18 protein-coding genes are annotated in these 19680 nt (G+C 44.5%); 16 read left to right on the forward strand and 2 right to left on the reverse strand.

The window, feature by feature from the left end; translation table 11 throughout:
* The first annotated feature begins 308 nt into the window (after nt 1-308).
* The 6 genes from MKZ12_RS14050 (at nt 309) to MKZ12_RS14075 (ending at nt 6572) form a co-directional block, all read left to right on the forward strand.
* A complete protein-coding gene (locus MKZ12_RS14050) occupies nt 309-1463 on the forward strand; it encodes a glycosyltransferase (protein WP_339242431.1) in 1155 nt (384 codons plus the stop codon).
* Between the two features lie 37 nt (nt 1464-1500).
* Complete coding sequence (locus MKZ12_RS14055; RefSeq protein WP_339260995.1) at nt 1501-2808, forward strand: aminotransferase class III-fold pyridoxal phosphate-dependent enzyme; 1308 nt, start codon at nt 1501-1503, stop codon at nt 2806-2808.
* A gap of 41 nt (nt 2809-2849) precedes the next feature.
* Nucleotides 2850-3881: an alcohol dehydrogenase catalytic domain-containing protein gene (locus MKZ12_RS14060; RefSeq protein ID WP_339242435.1), complete on the forward strand. Its 1032-nt coding sequence runs from the start codon at nt 2850-2852 to the stop codon at nt 3879-3881.
* Nucleotides 3882-3973: 92 nt separating this feature from the next.
* Entirely contained in the window at nt 3974-5218 is a 1245-nt protein-coding gene (locus MKZ12_RS14065; RefSeq protein WP_339242437.1) for an MFS transporter, read from the forward strand.
* 79 nt (nt 5219-5297) lie between these two features.
* Entirely contained in the window at nt 5298-5891 is a 594-nt protein-coding gene (locus tag MKZ12_RS14070; protein WP_339260997.1) for a DUF1349 domain-containing protein, read from the forward strand.
* 39 nt (nt 5892-5930) lie between these two features.
* The gene (locus MKZ12_RS14075) at nt 5931-6572 is read left to right on the forward strand and encodes an HAD family hydrolase (RefSeq protein ID WP_339260999.1); all 642 of its coding nucleotides are present in this window, start codon (nt 5931-5933) and stop codon (nt 6570-6572) included.
* Here MKZ12_RS14075 and MKZ12_RS14080 read toward each other — a convergent pair.
* Entirely contained in the window at nt 6569-7384 is an 816-nt protein-coding gene (locus tag MKZ12_RS14080; RefSeq protein WP_339242443.1) for an AraC family transcriptional regulator, read from the reverse strand. The genes MKZ12_RS14075 and MKZ12_RS14080 overlap by 4 nt on opposite strands.
* A 293-nt stretch (nt 7385-7677) precedes the next feature.
* On the opposite strand from MKZ12_RS14080, the gene MKZ12_RS14085 reads away from it, so the two are divergent.
* The 3 genes from MKZ12_RS14085 to MKZ12_RS14095 all read left to right on the forward strand — a co-directional run bounded on the left by MKZ12_RS14085 (nt 7678) and on the right by MKZ12_RS14095 (nt 10549).
* Nucleotides 7678-8820, forward strand: coding sequence for an FAD-binding oxidoreductase (locus MKZ12_RS14085; RefSeq protein WP_339261001.1), 1143 nt, complete (start codon nt 7678-7680; stop codon nt 8818-8820).
* Complete coding sequence (locus tag MKZ12_RS14090; protein WP_339261003.1) at nt 8817-9104, forward strand: hypothetical protein; 288 nt, start codon at nt 8817-8819, stop codon at nt 9102-9104. The genes MKZ12_RS14085 and MKZ12_RS14090 overlap by 4 nt, the downstream gene beginning before the upstream one ends.
* A 212-nt stretch (nt 9105-9316) precedes the next feature.
* Nucleotides 9317-10549, forward strand: coding sequence for a cytochrome P450 (locus tag MKZ12_RS14095; RefSeq protein ID WP_339261005.1), 1233 nt, complete (start codon nt 9317-9319; stop codon nt 10547-10549).
* Between the two features lie 97 nt (nt 10550-10646).
* On the opposite strand, the gene MKZ12_RS14100 is transcribed toward MKZ12_RS14095, so the two are convergent.
* The gene (locus MKZ12_RS14100; protein ID WP_339261412.1) at nt 10647-12086 is read right to left on the reverse strand and encodes a DHA2 family efflux MFS transporter permease subunit; all 1440 of its coding nucleotides are present in this window, start codon (nt 12084-12086) and stop codon (nt 10647-10649) included.
* Between the two features lie 281 nt (nt 12087-12367).
* Between MKZ12_RS14100 and MKZ12_RS14105 the strand changes: the two genes are divergently transcribed.
* The 7 genes from MKZ12_RS14105 to MKZ12_RS14135 all read left to right on the forward strand — a co-directional run bounded on the left by MKZ12_RS14105 (nt 12368) and on the right by MKZ12_RS14135 (nt 19663).
* Nucleotides 12368-12973 carry a TetR/AcrR family transcriptional regulator C-terminal domain-containing protein gene (locus MKZ12_RS14105; RefSeq protein ID WP_339242450.1) on the forward strand — a complete coding sequence of 202 codons (606 nt, stop codon included), beginning with the start codon at nt 12368-12370 and terminating at the stop codon, nt 12971-12973.
* Between the two features lie 97 nt (nt 12974-13070).
* Nucleotides 13071-13604, forward strand: a complete 534-nt coding sequence (locus MKZ12_RS14110; protein ID WP_339242452.1) for a GNAT family N-acetyltransferase — start codon at nt 13071-13073, stop codon at nt 13602-13604.
* Between the two features lie 70 nt (nt 13605-13674).
* The gene (locus tag MKZ12_RS14115) at nt 13675-14349 is read left to right on the forward strand and encodes a response regulator transcription factor (RefSeq protein WP_339261007.1); all 675 of its coding nucleotides are present in this window, start codon (nt 13675-13677) and stop codon (nt 14347-14349) included.
* A complete protein-coding gene (locus tag MKZ12_RS14120; protein WP_339261009.1) occupies nt 14346-15716 on the forward strand; it encodes a HAMP domain-containing sensor histidine kinase in 1371 nt (456 codons plus the stop codon). The genes MKZ12_RS14115 and MKZ12_RS14120 overlap by 4 nt, the downstream gene beginning before the upstream one ends.
* Before the next feature lie 215 nt (nt 15717-15931).
* Nucleotides 15932-16915, forward strand: a complete 984-nt coding sequence (locus tag MKZ12_RS14125) for an alpha/beta hydrolase (RefSeq protein ID WP_339261011.1) — start codon at nt 15932-15934, stop codon at nt 16913-16915.
* A 169-nt stretch (nt 16916-17084) separates the two neighbouring features.
* Nucleotides 17085-18068, forward strand: coding sequence for an alpha/beta hydrolase (locus MKZ12_RS14130; protein ID WP_339261013.1), 984 nt, complete (start codon nt 17085-17087; stop codon nt 18066-18068).
* A gap of 140 nt (nt 18069-18208) precedes the next feature.
* Nucleotides 18209-19663 (forward strand): alpha/beta fold hydrolase, encoded by a 1455-nt coding sequence (locus MKZ12_RS14135; RefSeq protein WP_339261015.1) that lies wholly within the window; start codon nt 18209-18211, stop codon nt 19661-19663.
* Nucleotides 19664-19680 lie beyond the last annotated feature (17 nt).

Below are 19680 nucleotides of genomic sequence, written 5' to 3' on the forward strand. Positions count from 1 at the left end.
ACGCTCAAAACAGTCAATCGTATCGTTAGATATGCAGACTCCTTGAGGGTGTTTTTTTGCGTTTGCAACAGCTTTTCCCAGTGTACAGACATCATGGACTTGATTTTTACTAATATTCAAATATTAACAGGGTTCAGAATTTAAGATTTCAAGTTTACAAAAAATGATATAAATTTCTAGTAGATTCAAATCATTACCAAATAAAGACAAAATATTCAGGCGAGGGGGACAGACAGAACGACCTGCAATTATCCAGTTCAGAATCAGCTCAAGTACTCATTCCATCAACCCAAATCAGGAGGGATTCCATGCTTTACACCATTATTGTGCCAGTCAACCAGGACTATAACATTTTGAACCTGTTCACAGATTCGTTGCTTCGGACGGTAAGCCCATCCACTCAGATTATTTTCATCAACGACGGTTCGGGCTCAGCAGTCTTTCAACATCTGGATAAACTGAAGCAAGAAGTAAAAGAAGGTGTGACCATCGAGATTCTTCAGCATGATTTTCCACTCGGTTGCGCCGTGTCGATTAATAGCGCACTGAGTCTTGCCAAGGGAGAGTACATTTTCTTCCTGGATTCTGACACGATTCTAGAGCCGAACTGGCAACCGATGATGAAAGAGACACTGGACAGCGATATTACAATCGGCATGATTGGAGGCGTTCTGTTGTATCCACAAACCGGAGGTGTACAGCACTGCGGGATTGCTTTTGCAGACACCATCGGTCGACACCTGTTCCTGAACGCATCCCCTGATGATATCCCGAAAGAAACCTTCTCTGTTCAACTGGTGGTGTTTGCCATGTTCGGCATGAAGCGGGAGGTCTACGAGACCATCGGCAACCTCGATGAGAAATTCTTTAACGGGTACGAGGACTTTGATTATCAGATGCGGGCACGAGCTGCCGGATACGATACAGTCATTAATCCGAATATTCAAGCCTATCACTGGGAACGCAGCAGCGGCATTCACCGGAACTTCAACCGCAAGAACAATCTGGCACGCTTCTGGAAAAAGTGGGGCGGTCAAATCGAGGCTGATGTGTGGCCTTTCGTTTTCAGTCATCTGAAAGCGCAGCTAGAGAGTCAAGCTGAATACCAGCATCTGCCGATTGTTGGCATTGACCTTGCCGAGGTTCGCAGTGATGCGGATACATTCTGGACCAAGTTGGAGGAAGCTGACTTTGCCAATGTAACCGAGGTACGTGACTATTCCAATCGCTTCAATTCCAACGGGGCCATCTGGCTGCCACAGGTACTGGGTAAGGAACTTATTCATAGTGAGAATCGGTTACTGTTCTTGGTGGACAATTTCGCCCGTTTATTAGAAAACCGCTACTGGATAGAGATGAGACATGCTCATCGAGCCAAGGATCTGATCATTGATCTGTATGGCAATGTAATTACGATGGATCGCATCTACGATGGATGCTGGCCTGGAACCAAAGTACGGTAATTCACGCACAACGAAAATAAACAGGGAGGTACTTAAGGTGAAAGAAAAAGAGAGCACGCTCGATCGTGCCGTAAGATTTACCCGTAATCTGGAGTGGTTGGAGCAAGTCGAAAAGGTAATTCCGAGCGGATGCAGCACTTTAGCCAAAGCACCTGAACGTTTATTTCCGGGGCATACACCCGTATGCTGTGCAGAGGCCTACAAATCCCGATTTACAGATATCGACGGTAATGAATGGCTGGATTGCGAAATGGCCATGGGTACGGCGTCTTGGGGCCATGCGAGGCATGAAGTCCAACTAACCGTCATTCACCAGCTGAAAAAAGGGACAAGCTTTTCGGTACCGGCCGACATCGAGCTTGAATGCGCCGAGTTAATTTTGGAGCGGTTCGAGGGTCGTTATCCGTCGCTGCGCTTCACCAAGAGTGGTGCGGATGCAGTGAGTGGGGCCGTACGACTTGCTCGTGCCGCAAGTGGTAAGAGCAAGGTTATTGCGACGGCTTATCATGGGTGGCATGATTGGTCCGCATACGGTTATTATGGTGGCCAGACGAAAGAACGGGGCATCCCAGTAGATATCGAGCGTTCGACAATCTGGGTCAACAAACCTACTGCAGAACGAATTGAGGCCCAGATTACCTCATCTCCCGAGGATATCGCATGTATTGTTTTATGTCCCAACGAGTGGAAAAGGGACGCACTGGAGGAAGTCGTGAACCTATGCCGGTCTCTGGACATCATTATCATATTCGATGAGGTTACTTCCGGTATTCGAATGGGCAAACAGGCTACAGCAGGAGAATATGACATCTGGCCTGATCTGATCTGTATCTCCAAAGGTATGGCAAACGGTTTACCGCTCGCAGCGGTTTTGGGGCCTGAGCACTTGATGTCTCTGTCGGGACAAGTCCGATTCAGCAATGCCCATTCCAGCGAAACAACAGCGCTCGCGGCAGCCATTGCCTGTGAACGATTAATGAAAAATGCGAAAGTATGGCCGACCTGGCGTGATCCGGCAACCCGGATTATGGATCGTCTGGCATCTGAACTTGTGTTACTTGGATTAACGGATCAATTGGAAGTGAAGGGAACGTATGCGAGCTTCTGCATTCAATCCTTGGCCGAGGATAACTTTCAAACGGACCCTTTCCGCGAGTTCATGGTGAAGAGAATGGCTCACTTCGGCATTTTCACCAAAGGTTACTTTATTTTCTCGGATGCCCATACACGGGAAGAATTGCTGTGGGTTGAGGAAGCACTGTTACAGACCCTGTCAGACTGGAAAGAGATTCAGAAGCAGGAACATCTCCATTCGATGCAATTATCGAAAACGTTTGAAGTCTAATCCATAAATTAGAAATTACAATCAACTAGGAGGAATATTCAATGAAAGCACTCGTATATCAGGATCTCAAACAGGTGACTTATCAGGAGATTGAGGAGCCAACTATTCAAAAGCCAAACCAGGTGAAAATCAAAATCTATGGTTCAGGTATCTGTGGTACAGATCTGAACATTGTCAAAGGCAAAGTACCTGCCAATAAAGGCACGATTATCGGTCATGAGGGTGTGGGCACCGTTGTTGAGGTGGGTGAAGAAGTTCGCGGTTTCAAGATTGGCGATCGGGTATTGGTTGATCCCACGCAATCTTGCGGAACCTGCTCCTATTGCCGTGAAGGTCTGTTCATCTACTGCGAGAATTTTGATGACTATCAAGTAGGGATGACGACACATGGAACCTTTGCTGAATATTTTGTTGGGGACGAAAAGTATATCTATGCCATCCCGGATTCCATGAGCTGGGAAACGGCCATGATGATCGAACCACTGGGATGTGTGCTTCAGACGTTCATGAAAGCAGGGACTAAGCCAAGCGACGCTGTGCTGGTCCTCGGTTCGGGGGCAATCGGTTCCCTGTGTCAGCTTGTGAGTAAAAGGTTGGCAAGGCTTACTGTAGGCACGGAAGTTGATCCATATCGCAAAGAGTTCGCTTCAGGGATCGCAGATCATGTGTTCTATCCTCAGGATCTGACACTGGATCAAGTATACGAGATCAATAATAACAAGAAGTTTGATATTGTGGTGGACGCGGTTGGTAACCAGCTTCATGTGGGATTTGAGATGATTGCCAAAGGTGGAAAGATTATTCCGATGGGATATGACGACAGCTATGAGGTGACTTTCAAATCAACAGCCGTGATTAATGATGGCATCAGTATCATCGGTGCAGTTGCTAACCACTCGATGATCAGCACGGCACTGAAATTTGCCCAAAGCATCCCGGAGCTGGAACAAATGGTGACAGCCAAAGAACTGCTGAGTGATTATGAACGGGCCTTTAATGGAACGATTGGTTATGACATGCATACTGGAGAGAAATTGCCGATGAACTCGGTCAAAACAGCTCTTATCCTATAAGAGGTACTATAGGCATGTAGACATTAGCGGGTTTGCCGCTGCGAGAAGTTGGAATTCGCAGCGGTGAAAACCGCAGAAGGAAGGGATATCGATTGAAATTGCTTCAAGATTTGCCGAAGAATCCACGCTACTCCATTTTACTCGAACCGGTATGGGCCATTCCGGGCACGATCGTTCTCTTCTACGCTCCTTTATATATGAAGGAAGCCGGACTTTCGGATATCGAAATCGGTTTAATCAATTCGGTGAATCTTTATTTTGCTTTTATCTTTCAATTGTTTGCGGGTTCCATTACCAATAAGCTGGGGCGTAAACGAACAACGCTGATCTTCGACCTGCTTGCCTGGAGTGTTCCCATGTTCATCTGGGCTTTCTCCCAGAACTTCTGGCTGTTTCTGATCGCCTACTTGCTGAACGCAACATCGAAGTTTGTAACGGTTGCCTTTAACTGTCTGATCATAGAGGATGTTGAGGAACACAAACGATCCAAGGTATTTGCTATTCTCAACATGATTATTACAGGAGCCGGGGTACTTACGCCAATTGCAGGAGTTGTTATAGCTGATTTTGGAATTGTACCTACACTGGCCAGCATTTACTTTGTCGGGGGCATCCTCATGACGGCCATGTTTTTCATTCGTAATCGATACACGGATGAGACCGAGGTTGGTAAGGAGCTTATGGGATTGCATAGTAAAACCCGCGTGCTTCAGAGCTTGGGAGCCAGTCTGCGCCTGTTCGGCAAATCGTTCTATAAACGAAGACTGTTCCCGATTATTCTGATTACGGTGTTGTCGAATCTGATTTTGCAGCTGAATTTCTTTCAGGTCATTTTCTTCAAGGAACAGTTGAAATTCGATGACCGTGTCATTTCGTTTATCCCAGTGGTGACTGCGGTCACTGTCATGCTGCTCTATCTGGTCATTATTCCGCGACTGAAACGGCGTTCGGAAGAGAAGTATGTTGGTTTTTCCATTGTGCTTAGTACGGCCGGGGCCATTCTCTTTCTGTTGATTCCGGTGGGGAATATAGGCATGTTGTTTCTCACGCTAATCGTGCTCGCTGCGGGTAACTTCATTTTGCAGACGTATCGAGATTCCCTGCTGATGAACCGATTGGGGACGCATGAAAAAGCTGACATGTTCTCGGCTGTGCAGACGGTTATGACGTTAACAGCTATTCCATCGGGTTACCTGACGGGCTTGCTCTACCATCACAATCCAACGCTGTTGTTCAGTGTCATTCTTGGTCTATACATCGTACTCATGATCATCATGTTCTTCCTGCCTGATCCACAAAAGCACTCCCAAGTGCTGAAACCTTACAAAAATATGTAGAAGAAGGGGTTTTCTGTATGTAAATCGAATATGTAGTACAGAAAAAACTAAAAATTAACTTCACTTGGGAGGATACGGAATGACGAACATAATGACAACAGAAGCGCGGAATCAGTGGAGCTGGATGAACGAGCCCGAGAGCTGGTCCTACACGGATCAGGGAGGTGTGGTGGTGGAAGCGAAAGCGGATACTGACTTTTTCCAGGACCCTGCGGGCAAGCATATTCGTGCAACTGCACCCTTCCTGTCCATGCCTGTACCTAGTGACTTCGAAATCACAACCCAGTTAACCGTAGATATGAAAAATCAATATGATTCCGGATGCCTGATGGTCATGGCGGATGATCTCAATTGGTGCAAAATTTGTTTTGAGTATGATGGAAAAGCACCTACCATCGTGTCGGTGGTCACACGTGATGGTTCATCCGATGATTGTAATTCGGTTGAAGTCTCTGTATCTAATCCCTATCTGCGTATACGCAAAGTAGAGGACTGCATATCATTCTTTTATTCTCCTGATGGGGAAGAGTGGAAACTAATTCGATATTTCGGCATGCCGACACAAGGGGAACTTCGAGCTGGATTAGTTGCACAATCGCTGACTGGAACGGGCTGTACATGTCACTTTTTGTCTGTCAATGTTACTCGTCCGGACTTGACTGCACGCTTCTAATCCGCTCCCCCGGCCGATCATTGGAGGGAGAACAGGTTCATGGTAAAAGCTTTCATATTTGATTTTGATGGACTCATTGTGGATACAGAGACGCCGTGGTATTATGCGTTTCGCGATATCTATGAAGAGCATGGTGTTGAACTTGGTCTGGACCTATGGTCGAAAAATGTGGGAACATCCTTTGAGGAATTTCATCCTTTTTTGTATCTGGAGCAGGCGCTTCAAAGAAAAATTGATCATGAGCATATCAAACTGCTCTCAGAACAGAAATACGAAGCTTATTTGGGACAGGCGGCTATTCTTCCAGGGGTGAATGAGTTGCTTCAGTCTGCGAGGGAAAAGGGGATTCAGCTTGCCGTTGCTTCCAGCTCCACACGGGACTGGGTTCATGGTTACTTGAAGAAATTAGGCATTTTTGATTATTTCAAGGTCGTTCATACATCAGAAGATGTGAAGCGAGTGAAACCTGATCCTGAACTGTACCTTCTTGCTCTCCAGAGTCTGGGAATCGAGGCTTCGGAAGCGATTGTGTTCGAAGACTCTCCTAACGGACTCAAGGCAGCCAACGCCGCAGGTATTCGTTGCATCATCGTGCCTAACGAGGTAACGTGTAGTCTGGAATTCGCCATGCATGAACTGCGGTTATCCTCGCTGGCCGAGATTGATATGGAGGTTCTCTAATCCAGATATTGCTTGCGTAGCTCGATCGGGGAGATCCCTTCGTATTTTTTGAACACCGATCCAAAGTAACTGGCACTGTTAAATCCAACGGCATGCGCTATTTCATGAGCCGTAGTTGCATCATTTTCAATAAGCATTTCCTTGGCTTTCAACAACCGATATCGCATCAAATACTCCAATGGAGTCATTTGGAATTCTTTTTTAAATATCCGATTCAGGTGTTGTTCGGTCACGTCCATCTGCTCAGCCAACATGGGGAGAGAGAGATCCTGATGATAATTTTGTTTGATAAAAGTAATGAGTTCATCCAACCGTAATCGGGCATTGGAACGTTCGTAAGCACTATAGCGTTCACCTTCAATGGTTAATCTGACCAAAAGCATGTACAGTAATGCGGATACGTGCCAGATCTGATCCTTGTGCCGGGACTGCAGCGCCAACGTAATTTCATGCAACAGGATATGAAGCATTCCATCCGGCTTGAAGGCGCGCAGCTCCCCGATCTGCAAGGTATGCAAGAATCGTGGTAATAAATAGCCATTGAAAGACAGACAATCAAATCGTAATGAATCACTCAGATTGTGGTAACGGTATGTTACCTCCGGAAACAAAATGAGAGCTGTCCCTTTTTTGATCGAAAATTCATGATTCTTAGCTGCGATTCGCCCTGTTCCTCCGATGCACTGTACAATGCTGTAATCCCGTGAATGGTCGCTCCAATTCATCAATTCATCAACGGTCAACTGGTTTTGCCCTGTAATCATGAGCGGCATATCGGTATCCAGTGGATTCCCCATGCTAGGTTTCGGCATCGTCGTGTTATTCCTCTTTTCGTTAAAGGATCATGTGCGTAAGTGGCGTGGTTACAGAGTTAAAAGAAACCTAGAATGAATTATATTACATAAATGGAATAATTTTAATTGAATGGCAAGTGATAATAAAACGTTTTCAAAAAAACGATGCAACTGTTTTATCTGGATGGACTAGCATGAACCGCAGTCAGATCAGTCTCCATTTATGGACCTGAAAGTACGCTTGCCTTGCCAACAGAATGCGAAACAGTATACGCTATAACGGATGAGTGATTAAGGAAAGGGATGCAAACATGAAGAAAGTCATCGTAGTTGGATCGGGTATTCTGGGGGCATCAACAGCCTATCAATTAGCCAAACGGGGCGCAGAAGTAATCATCATAGATCGAAAAGATATAGGACAGGCAACCGATGCAGCAGCCGGTATCATCTGTCCATGGTTGTCACAGCGACGCAACCAGGACTGGTATCAGCTCGCCAAGGCTGGTGCGCGATTCTATCCTGGTATCATAGCGGAGCTTGAGGAAGAAGGAGAAACGGAAACCGGATATGCTCAAGTGGGCGCGCTCAGCATTCATACGGATGAGGATAAAATCAACAAAATGGAAGAACGGGCACAGCTTCGAAAAGCAGATGCACCGGAGATTGGTGAGATTACACCTCTTGATGCCAAAGGAACCCGTGATCGTTTTCCATTGCTGGATGAACGTTATCAATCGGTACATATTAGCGGTGCTGCACGTATAGATGGACGGGCGCTGCGGGATGCCTTAATCCGGTCTGCACAGCGTAATGGAGCGAAAGTGATCCATGGAGACGCCACTCTTCAATTTGAAGCAGATCGGGTCATTGGTGTGAGTGTTAATGATCATAGCTTTCTCGCAGATGAAGTCGTTGTATGTGCAGGTGCATGGGCAAATACACTGCTGAAGCCTCTCGGCATACACTTTAAAGTGCACTATCAAAAGGCACAGATTATGCATTTGCATGTCACGGAGGAGGCGGATACAGGCCGCTGGCCTGTGATTATGCCCCCGTCAGATCAATATCTGTTGGCCTTTGATCAACAGAAGATTGTGATTGGGGCCACTCATGAAAATGATGTGGAAGGTTATGATACAAGAGTAACTGCAGGAGGTATGCAGGAGGTTTTGAATAAAGGTCTGGAACTGGCACCGGGTCTCACAAACAGCACATTCCAGGAAGTGCGAGTTGGATTCCGTCCGTTCACACCTGGATTTCTGCCCGTAATGGGAGCTGTGCCGGGGTGGCTGGGGCTGATTACGGCGAATGGCCTGGGTGCTTCTGGCTTGACCATGGGGCCATTTATCGGGAGTCAATTGGCCAAATTGGCTCTTGGCATGGAACTGGATATCGATATTGAGCCGTACAATGTTGGCAAAGCAATGGATGAGATGGAAAGAGGTGAGTCATGACCTATTCACAACGTTTATCCGATGGAGCGAACTCGTCCGACATCATATATCTGGAGCATCAGATTGGTACGACAAAAGAAGAACTGCGAATCGCTATGGAGAAACAAGAAACATACGAGCGGGAAATGTCGGAATTGAAGTCATCACCAATCGGTAATGCATCGAAAGTCGGTTCGGACGAGCAATTCTTAAAGGAGAAGGCTAGTCAGACGCAGAACTTGATTGAAATCCTGTCTGCACAGCTGAAACAGCTAGAGGAAGCATTGGCGAAACTGGGCGATTAATCGGCTCATATCTCGTGTTTTCTGAAACTCTGACAATAAAATATACGATATGTATACACAAAAACCCCTTATTTAAGGGGTTTTTGTGATTTAGTTCAAATGGTTTATACCAATAAATGAACGGGTGGTATAAAATAGAAGTGGGTGCAGAACTGTCAATTCAGGTATCCATGTAACCAATCAATGAAACTATTCTGAGAGGTGGCTTTCGAATGTATAAAGAAGTGATACGTGTTGAGGACATCACAGGGTTCCAGACCAGATCTGAAGAGTTTTTTCCACTTCACTGGTTTCAAAAAATGTTGTCCGATCATCCTGTGTACTATCACGAAGATACAGATACCTGGAATGTGTTCAGATACGATGATGTGAAGCAGGTCCTAAGCAATCATGAGTATTTCTCAGCTGAAGGAACTCGAACGACCATTGCGGTCGGAGCGAAGAACAACGAAGGCACACCTCCGGACAAATTAAACATTTCAAGTATCGATCCGCCCCGTCATCAAAAAAGTCGTTCGTTGTTATCCGCTGCTTTTACACCGCGTAGTCTGAAAAACTGGGAGCCACGAATTCGCAACATTGCACAGCAGCTCGTAGCTGATATTAAACCGAATACGACCATTGATATGGTTCAGGCGCTGGCCGCTCCCCTGCCTTCGATGGTTATGGCCGATCTGCTTGGTATCCCTCTTACAGACAGTCATCGCTTTAAGAACTGGGTAGATATTCTGTTTCAACCCACTAATCCGAAGACTGCTGAGGAGAGTGAACAGAAAAAACAGACGGCAGCTCAAGAGTATTATCAATTTCTCTATCCTATAGTGGTTCATAAACGGACCCATCCTGGTGAGGATATCATTACGGATCTGTTGAGTGTTGAAGTTGACGGGGAGAAGTTCACGGAAGATGAGGTTGTTCGCACGACCATGCTTTTACTTGGAGCTGGTATTGAGACAACGAGCCATATGGTTTCCAATACGTTCTATTCCTTCCTGTACGATGATCCGAGTCTGTATGAACAGCTTAGACAGAATCCTGAATTGGTGCCGCTAGCAGTGGAAGAAATGCTTCGTTATCGGTTTCATAATGCCAAGCGGCATCGAACAGTGAAGCAGGATAACCAACTGCTTGGAGTGGACTTGAAAAAAGGGGATGTTGTCATTTCCTGGATGAGTGCAGCCAATATGGATGAGCAGATGTTTGAAAACCCGTTTGAGTTAAACATTCATCGTCATAATAATAAAAGACATCTTACCTTTGGTAATGGTCCACACTTTTGTCTGGGTGCTCCGCTGGCGCGAATGGAATTAAGTATTGTCTTGACTGCATTTGTAGAGAAGATTGCTCGGATTGAACCCGTGGAGTCTTTTGATCTGGAGGATAATCTGGCCGCTTCAGCTCCGGGACAGTCACTGACCCATCTGCCAGTGAAGATTGTCGGCTAAGGGAATGAGTTTCATCATTGGACAACCTAAAAAGCGGCAGATCAGACGTGAACGTCTTGGTCTGCCGCTTTGTTATGCAAGTATGAGGCTGGATAACTTAATTTGAATTCATCGAAACCTTTTGTCTGACAACTTGTTTGACTTCTTCCTCTTTGGCTTGTTTGGTGCGTTTAATAAAGAAGGAAAGAACCAATCCCACGACAGCGATACCGATGATAACAACATACGCATCATTGATACCTTGAATCATGGACTCGGTAGCCAACTGTTGTTGACTGAGGCCATTGGCTGCACCAGTTGCCATCATATCCTCTATATGTGCTGTTGTACGTGAGGTCATGACACTCACGAGCAATGAAGTACCTACAGCGCCAGCAACTTGTCTGACGGTGTTGGAGATGGCTGTACCGTGTGCACCCAGTCTTGGTGGCAGTTGGTTAAGCCCAGCAGTTTGAATCGGCATCATGAGCAAAGCCATACCAATTCGGCGGCCGGTCGACATTAACACCAGGTAACCATAACTGGTTGAATCCGATAAATCGATGAAACCAATGGTGGTCACAATGGTGATAACCATCCCGATAACAGCGAGCCATTTTGCTCCAAATCGATCAAACAATTTTCCGGCTACAGGCATCAGGAAGCCCATAACAAGGGCACCCGGAAGGAGTAATAAACCGGACTCCAGTGCAGTGTAACCACGTGCATTCTGGAGGTACAAGGGAAGCAACATCATGTCAGCATACATGATCATGGTAATTGCGATACTAATGACCGTGGTCAGGGAGAACATGTTGTACTTGAAAGCCCGCAGATCAAGCAATGGATCTTCCGAAACGAGCTGACGCCAAGTGAACAGCGCAAGTGCAACAAGACCAGCAGCAATACAGATAAGTACTTCTGCACTTGACCATCCCAGACTTCCTGCTCTGCTGAATCCATACAGCAATGCGCCGAATCCGATGGTGGACAACACCACGCTGATCGTATCGAACTTGGTGTTGACCCGTTCGGATACATTCTTCAGGTATACAAAGGCAAAGGCAATGACAATAAGTGTTAATGGAATCATGCCATAAAACATCGTTTGCCAAGAGTAGTTCTCCAGAATATAACCGGCAAGGGTAGGCCCGATGGCAGGAGCGAAAATGATCGCAAAACCAACCATACCCATAGCTGACCCTCGTTTCTCAGGGGCAAACAAGGTCAAAATAACGTGCATCAAGAGTGGCATGATAATCCCAGCACCTGCTGCCTGAATCATGCGACCTGTCAGCAATGTGCCGAAGTTGGTTGCAAGAGCGGATACGATGGTACCGATTAGAAAAATGAACATCGAAGCTTGGAATAATTGCTTGGTTGAAAAGCGTTGCATGAAGTAGGCTGTAATGGGAATCAGCACCCCGTTTACCAGCATGTAACCTGTCGTTAACCATTGTGCTGTTGCGGCGGAGATGTTAAAATCACCCATCAGTTCCGGTGTAGCGACACTCATGATCGTTTGATTCAACGTTGCAAGGAAGGCTCCCAGAATCATGATAAACAGAATAGGGCCTTTCTTTACGGAAGATTCATCTTGTAACTTAACCTGACTCAATCCTTTTCATCCTTTCAATCCAAACGTGACTAAATTTACAACGTGTTGTATAGTTTACATTGTATTTATTGAATTATATACATATTCGGACAGATTACAATTTACGTTATGAGGTGTTTTCGTCGTTTATTTTACAAATGTTATGATATTGTTGTGTAAATCGAAAATAAACGACTGATTGTTTAAAATTGTAATGTTCCAAATTTGAAGGAGGGATACACGTGAAAGATGAGAAGAAATCGCCTGTGGACCCAAGAATATTGCGAACACGTCAGTTAATTCGAGGTGCGTTTGTGGAGTTGCTGCAGGAAATGGATATTGAGAAATTGTCAGTGAACAAAATTGCCGAACGAGCGACGATCAATCGGGTAACCTTCTATCTGCACTATCGGGATATTACGGATATGATGGAGAAGATGGCTGATGAGATGATTGAGCATATTGAACGGATCGTGGAGGAATATGCCCCTCATTTTGAGAAACAAAGAACAGAAGAAGCCTGGCCAGTTCTGGTCAAGTTACTGGAGCATTTTGCAGAGAACGCCTCATTCTATCAGGTGGTACTTGCCACGAAGCGCACACCCATTTTCACAGAACGACTCCTGAAGCTGTTAAGTACCTTGGTCAAAGCTAAGATAGATCGAGCCGAAATGGAAGATGTGCTGGAGGATTCCGGCATTCACAAGGAAATCGCCATCTGGTATGGTTCGTCTGCTTTAATTGGTACCATTGTTGCATGGCTGCGTAACGACATGCCTTATTCTCCGCATTTTCTGGCGAAACAATTCTCATTGATCCGTTCATACTCTTATAATGACCTGATATAATCAAACTACAATTCACTGAACAATGACAGCAAACGGGGGGATATGACAGGGAAAATGCAGGCCATCGACTCATACATAACAGAGGAGGACTAATGTAATGAAATATAGTGCAGAACGTATATATGTGAGATTTTGGAAGGTGGAGGATACCTCATTGCTTCTGGATCTTCAGGTTCGAAATCGTGAGGCAATTGAGAGAACCTCTGCAAGTCATCGGGATGACTCTTACTACAGCATGGAAAAGCAAAGGGAACTCATTGAGAGCTGGGACAAGAAAAGAGAAGAAGGAATTCGCTATTCCTTCGGTATTTTTCTACATACAACGGATGAACTTGTGGGTGAAATTTCATTGTTCAAGATCATAATGGATTCAACCCCCAAATGGATCGTAGGTTATGTGACGGATGTGCTGCATCAAGGAAAAGGGTATATGAGCGAAGCCCTGCAATGTGTGCTGGAATTTGCCAAACATGAAACTGAAATTACACGCATCGAGGCTGGAGCGGTACCTGATAATACAGGTTCCATCCGTGTACTTCAAAAGGCAGGATTCACAGCGTGCGGGTCACAGTCTGTCCCGATCCAGGGAACGTTAAAGGAGCATACGATGTTTGCTGTGGATATACAATGAGCAGGATGTATCAGAATTAACTATAATTTGAACCATATATTCAAACGGATCGGAGAGGACAGAAAAATCTATGGCTACTATACTCGTTGCGGACGATGATCCGAACATTCGCGAACTCGTCTGTCTCTTTCTCAAAAACGATGGATTCACGACGGTGGAAGCTGCGGACGGTAAGGAAGCTCTCACCGTGTACGGCGAGACGCCAGTGGATCTGGTCGTGCTTGATATTATGATGCCTGTTATGGACGGCTGGGCATTATGCAAGGAACTCCGCAGAGCCAATCCGGATCTCCCGGTACTCATGCTGACGGCGAGAGGAGAGACTTGGGAGAAGGTAAAAGGATTCGAATTGGGTACGGATGATTATTTGACGAAACCGTTTGATCCATTGGAGCTTACCGCACGTGTCCGAGCATTACTGAAAAGATATAAAATTGGCTCCACACACACAATCCAGTTTGGCAATGTCATTCTGGATCGTCAGACGTATAAGGTGACGAGAGGTACAGAATCGCTTACTTTACCACTGAAGGAATTCGAATTGCTATATAAGCTTGCTGGAACACCAGGCCAGGTCTATACACGTGAGCAGTTGATCGATCAGATATGGGGTATTGATTACGCCGGAGATGATCGAACGATAGACGTACATATTAAGCGCCTGCGTGAACGATTCGCGACGACACCTGATTTTCGGATTGAAACGGTGCGTGGGCTAGGATACAGACTTGAGGTCCATGAATGATCAGATCATTATACATTCGTGTGGTGCTCACCTTTCTGATCTCTGTCATCGCTGGTACAGTTATTTCTTTTTTTATGTCAACCTGGATATTCGAAGATAAATTGAACGAAAATGCCCGAATTAACATACGCAACTTTGGCCAAGACGTAGTGCAGATATATAAGACGATGCCTCTGGATGAAGCAGAATTATTCGTTAGCAATATGAAACAGCTTGATTCATATCATATTCGAATTTATGATGCAACGGGCAAGCTCCAGACTTATGGGAAGCTTAATGGACATAAATCAGCTGCTGTATCGAAAGAGCAACTTAAAAAAGTGTTAGATGGAGGGGTTGTTCAAGACACACCCAAGGGGATCGCTACTGTTCTTTTGGGGTTACCGATCAAGACGGAAATGGGCACAAAAGCGATGTTTTTGGAAACCCTCGCACCGCCCTCCGCCTCTTTTGTAGTGCAGTTTGGCTTAATCTTTGCAAGCTGTTCGTTGATTGCAGGAAGTCTGCTGATTCTGATTGCTTCTGTATACCTGGTTAGACCAATCAAGAAATTGACCAAAGCGACCAAACGGATTGCAGCTGGAGATTTCAATGTCAAGCTGAACATCACGCAAAAGACTGAGATAGGTACGTTGGCTCGCAGTTTTGAAGAGATGATGCACGATCTGCAGCAGTTGGAGCAGATGCGCAGGGAATTCGTTACGAATGTTTCGCACGAGGTTCAGTCTCCACTCACCTCGATATCCGGTTACGCTTCGGCACTGAAGCAGGTAAACCTCTCAGAACAAGAGCGGAACCGTTATCTGGATATTATTATTGCTGAAGCCAAGCGAATGTCCAAAATGAGCGACAGCCTGCTCAAGCTGAGTTTGCTTGAATCGCAGTCACAGCAACTTCGGCTCAATACTTTAAGTCTGGATGAACAGATCCGAAGGGTTATCGTGGCACTCCAGCCGCAATGGTCTGCGCGCAATATTCATTTCGAGCTTGATTTGGAGAATGTAAAGGTGACGGCTGATCACGATCAGTTAAATCAGGTATGGACGAACATTCTGGGAAACAGCATCAAGTTTTCCAATGATGGCGGCATGATTAAAGTCAGTATCGAAGAGGATATCAAAAATGTGACTATCCGAATGTCCGACACGGGCATCGGTATTCCCCTTGAAGACCAGAAGCGTATATTCGAGCGCTTTTTCAAGGCGGATCGTTCCCACAGTCGTAAATATGACGGCAGTGGTATGGGACTTGCTATCGTTAAACAGATCGTATCGCTTCATCAGGGTGACATTCGAGTGGAAAGTGAACCTGGTCAAGGGACGTCCTTTGTCATCACGTTGCCCATCCATCCACCAACGGATAGTTAGGCTCGCAGGATAGGCCAAAGAATTAAAATCGGATGATTGAATACCGGATTTTCATACCATGTGTAACATGCATGTTTCCTTGCATGTTACACATGGTTTTTTTGCTTGTTCATATTCCGTTCATATTCCGGTCACGGAGAGTACATCTTTGTTGGTTAGGCTTGCATTAACGGCCTCTTAGGCCAATACACAGATGAGGACAGGAGCAGATGAATGTGAATCAACAAGTAGACAAAAGCGTGCGGAGTAAGAGCAAAACAAAAAAAGTGTTAAGCATTTTGTTAAAAGTGCTTGCCGCAATCATTTTAGTAATTTTACTTTTTGTAGCTACCGTATATACGGTTAACAAAATCAGTAGTTATTCAGAGCAAAAAAGAATGGAGCCATATGGTCAACAAGTTTCCGTGGATGGGAAAAATATGAATGTGTTCATTCAAGGTGAAGGCGAGGAAACGATTGTGCTTTTGCCGGGTTTTGGAACAGCGTCACCTGCACTAGATTTTAAGCCACTTATCTCGGAGTTAACCCCATATTATAGAGTCGTCGTGGTGGAACCTTTTGGTTATGGATTAAGTGATCATACCGAAAGGGAACGCAGTACAGCAAATATCGTAAGCGAAATACATGAAGCGCTGCAAAATCTTCGTATTGATCGGTATATTCTCATGGGTCATTCCATATCGGGGATCTATAGTCTGGATTATGTGAACAAATATGCTGATGAAGTAAGTGCATACGTTGGGCTGGACACCAGTGTTCCAGCGATTAGTGAACAGAAGGTTGAAGCATCAGAAATCGTACCGATTAAATGGTACCGTAACTTGGGTTTCCCACGTTTGCAATTGAAATTGAGTGATGATCCATATGCTGGGCTTCCGTATGATGAACAAACCAAAGAACAATTGAACATTTTGATACAAAAGAACATGTTTAATTCAACTCAGTTAAACGAAATTGTAAGCATGTATTCCAATTTTAAAGCAGCTGAACAGTTAACGTTCCCAGTTGATCTCCCGGTTCTTTTCTTTGTTCAAAAGAATCATCCTGCAGTGGACAATTGGGTTCCCGAACACGAGAAGTTAATAGAGAACTCTGCGCGTGGTGAAATGGTGCTTCTGGAAGCAAATCATTATCTATACCGTTCCCATGCCAAAGAAATCGCTGCACAGTTCAGGGAGTTTATGGGAGGATCTCAATAACCCCATTATCCATTAGAATAAGCGCCTGCTCCGTCACGTCATAACATTTCTTTACTTGTTCATATTCAGTTCATATTGTCGTCACGGAGAGTACATGTGCATTGGATAAAGTTTCATTAGCGGCAAAGAAGAATACCCAACTACCAGTTCAGGACAGGAGAAGATTAGCGTGACACAACCAGAAGGCAAGAAAACCAAGAATAGAACCAGGGTCAAGAAGGTACGAAATATTATACTTAAAATACTAGGAGCAATCTTAATTGCCATTGTTCTGTTTCTAGGTATTGTTTATATCACCAATGTAATCAGCAGTAATTCTGAGGCGAAAAAGATTGAGTCTTACGGTCAGCATGTTTCTGTAGATGGAAAAAATATGAATGTGCTCATTCAAGGTGAAGGCAAGGAAACGATTGTGCTTCTGCCTGGTTATGGAACAGCAACACCAGTGCTTGATTTCAAGTTGCTTATTGATCAATTATCACCATATTACAAAGTGGTTGCTGTTGAGCCATTCGGTTATGGATTAAGTGATGAAACTGAAAAAGAAAGAACCACGGAGAATATCGTAAGTGAAATTCATGAAGCTCTGCAGCAACTTGATATTCAGCAGTACATGCTCATGGGTCACTCTATAGCGGGCATTTACGGCATTGATTATGTGAACAAATATCCGGATGAGGTAACTGCCTTTGTCGGTATTGATAGCAGTGTATCCACCCAACCAAGTATTACAGATGCAAAGTTCCCCTTAAAAACGTTTGCTCTTCTTAGAAATACAGGTCTCTTGAGATTAATGATGAAAGTGGGTGCAGATCCCTATGAGGGACTGGCATTCGATGAACAAACGGTTGAGCAGATGAGAATGATTTCGAATAAAAACATGTACAATCCCACCTCATTAAACGAGATGGACCATATTTATACCAATTTTAAAGGTGCTCAAGGTTTAAGCTTTCCTAAAAATCTTCCACTTCTGCTCTTTGTACAAGCGAATAATGAAGGGGTAGAAGGATGGATCCCCTTGCATGAAGGACAGATCAAAGACTCGGTTCATGGGAAAGTAATTCCAATGGATGGTTCCCATTATTTACATCATACGCAATTCAAAAAAATTGCTGAAGATGTTAGAGCTTTTATGGCTGAAGCGAAATAAATAGGGGTAAACGTACAACCTTTGAATAACAGATCTGTATGAACGAATCTATATGAACGAATATGAAAAACCGTCCTGTGTGGCGGTTTCTACAACATGGTCAATCCGGACGTTGCTGTGATGAGAGAGAGGAAATACAAATGAGATTATTTGAGATACTTTTAGTTCTATCCTGCTTCGCTTTACTCGCAGACTTACTATTTATTAAAAGAAGTGCAAAGAAAACAGGCCTAGGTATAGGTATAGGAAGCAGTGTCATACTCGTAGCTCATTTATTGGTTGAGGGATACAGATGGCAGTTGCTTTTGGTATATATCATGACGGCACTATTCATGTTTATTGTTTTACTCCGGCATTCCGACAAGATGATCCATCTAAAAATAGGAAAGGTATTGAAGTATAGTTTATCTTCCCTAATCGTCATTCTGCTTGTTGCTTCTACCCTCTTGTCGGTATACTTACCTGTCTTTGATTTGCCGAAGCCCGAGGGTCCAGAGAAAGTAGGTACTCAAACCTTCCATTTTACAGATCAGAACAGAGATGAAATCTTGACTGAAGATCAAACCGATAAGAGGGAGTTAATGGTTCAAGTCTGGTACCCTACTGAAAACATTAGTAACAAGAAACGTGACACGCTGTTTCCAAATAATAAAGAAATGTTCAAAACGTATATTCAGAGCTTCTCTGCTTCTTTGAAACTGCCTGAATTTGTGCTCGACTACTGGAAATATAGTCATAGCAACTCTTATGAAAATGTAGAAATATTACCTTCGGCAAGTCCTTATCCTGTGGTGCTGCTATCTCATGGTATGGGAACCAGTAGAGTTCTACAGGCATCACAGGCGGAGAATCTGGCCAGTCATGGGTTTATCGTAGTGACAATCGATCATACGTACAGCACGTTTGCTACCCTCTTTCCTGATGGTCGTGTAACGGGGTATACAACAAAGATGACAACCATAGATGACCGCAGAGAAGTTGGCGATATATGGACAAAAGACGTGGAGTTTGTAATTGATCAAATTGAAAAGCTGAATTCAGGTGCAATTGAAAGTCAGTTTAAAGGAAAAATCGATGTAGATAACATCGGTGCGATGGGGCATTCTTTTGGGGGTGCAACGGCGTTTAATGCAACGTATTTGGATCATCGAATCAAGGCCGGGGTTAATATGGATGGGTCACTGAATGAAGTAGAAGATAGAGATGATATAAACAAGCCGTTTATGTTTATCAGATCGGGAAATTTTGAAGACTGGTTAGCCAATTTTGAAAAGGACAGAAATTCGGATGACGAAGTAACTAAGTTTCTTTCAGATGAGCTGCACATTATGAAAAATGTTATTGAACATGGGGGAAATGTAATTTATATAGAAGGAACCCAGCACTTCAATTTCACGGATCTTCAATTTTATTCAGAACTGATTAAACTGTCCGGGATCACAGGAGAGATCAATGGTAAGAGAGGTTCAAATATCGTAAATCAATATGTACTCGATTTCTTTAACAAACAATTGAAAGGAACGGGTGGAAACCTGATTCAGGGGCCGAGCGACATCTATCCAGAGGTGAAATTTGTAGATCCGAAAGAACTGTAATTAGCCAAAATATTTAA

Source organism: Paenibacillus sp. FSL R5-0713 (assembly GCF_037973325.1).
In the GTDB taxonomy this organism is placed as follows: Bacteria; Bacillota; Bacilli; order Paenibacillales; family Paenibacillaceae; genus Paenibacillus.